Origin of the sequence: Lacticaseibacillus chiayiensis (assembly GCF_004123795.1) — a bacterium.
Lineage (GTDB): Bacteria > Bacillota > Bacilli > Lactobacillales > Lactobacillaceae > Lacticaseibacillus > Lacticaseibacillus chiayiensis.
Window position 1 is genome coordinate 1 of record NZ_MSSM01000076.1, and the last position, 1312, is coordinate 1312.

1 protein-coding gene and 1 pseudogene are annotated in these 1312 nt (G+C 46.3%); both read left to right on the forward strand.

What is annotated here, in order from left to right; translation table 11 throughout:
• On the forward strand, nucleotides 1-648 hold a 648-nt coding region (locus tag BVJ53_RS14590), incomplete at its 5' end, for a replication protein (RefSeq protein WP_129302968.1).
• A pseudogene (locus tag BVJ53_RS14595) lies at nucleotides 635-1312 on the forward strand (ATP-binding protein); the annotation flags it as partial. The gene BVJ53_RS14590 and the pseudogene BVJ53_RS14595, both read left to right, overlap by 14 nt.

The following is a 1312-nucleotide window of genomic DNA, read 5'->3' on the forward strand; positions in this document are numbered from 1 at the left end:
GTGACAAGCGGAGAAATGGTGACAGGAGCCCMCGCACTGGCGTCTGAGATGAATGATGGTGTGCGACGTGACAATCAAGTGTCATGGCGTCAGGTGTGGAGATGGGTTAAGAAGTTTGAAAGTAGTGGAATGTTGACAATCAAATCAAACACCAAATATAGCATCATATCAATATCTAAGTGGTGTGACTATCAGGACAATGACAATCAAGTGTCAATCAAACGTCAATCAACTGTCAATCAAGTGTCAACAAACAAGAAGGAAGAGAAGGAGAAGAAGGAAAAGAAAGAAGATAGTCACCATTCCCGCAAGCGTGAATACGCTGACGACTCTCCTGAAATGATCGAAGCTGTCTATCTCTGGTCGAAGATCAAAGGCAACAACCCTGAGCATAGGAAACCAAACTTGCAAGTGTGGGCTGATGACATTCGAAAGATGAATCAACTAGATCATCGACCGTTTGAGAAGATACACAAGATGATTGACTGGTGCCAGCTTGACACGTTTTGGCAAACCAACATTCTAAGTGCGTCAAAGCTGAGATCGAAGTACGACACTATGGCGGCACAGGCAAATCGCAAGTTTTCATCTGGTAGACGGCTAGAACACACGGAAACAAAGGAGAACTGGGGATATGGAGTCGACTAAAGGCCTATTCACACATGCGGACGTGCAAAAATCATCGAAAGCGAGGGATGGACGTTAGCAAGCTGCCAACTCAAGAGGAGATTGAGAAGCGCTTCTACGAACGCTCTATGGCCGCATTGAACCGTAAAAAGGTACGTGCCATTTATCGCTACTCAGTCTTTCCCGGAAACGTTCCGGCTAAGTTTACGTTCGAAAAATGGCAGCCTGAAATGCAGACGAATTTGCAGAAATCAAGAGATCTGGGAAATAGGGCATACAAGCTGGCAAAACAAATGCAAAAAACACCTGAAAACGTGATTTTATTTGGCCCTCGTGGAACAGGAAAGACATCACTTGCTTTGGCGATGCTGACGAGTCTACGAGATCAAGGCCAGTCAGGGCTGTTTATTTCAACAGCAGAGCTGAGCAACCTAATGAGCTTGCAATACGATGCACCAGACGTTCGCCAGCGTTTAGCGGGCATTGAGCGGGCAATGAAAGAGGCTGACGTGCTGTTGTTGGACGACTTCGGAACAGAGGGCGGTATGAAGCTAGACATCAAGCCAGTGAGACGTGACATGCAAGAGTTGATGTACCGTGTTGCGAATGCTCGTCTTGATTTTGAAAGCAACACGCCTCGTCTATCAACGATCATCACAACCAACAACGAGATGGATGAGCTTGA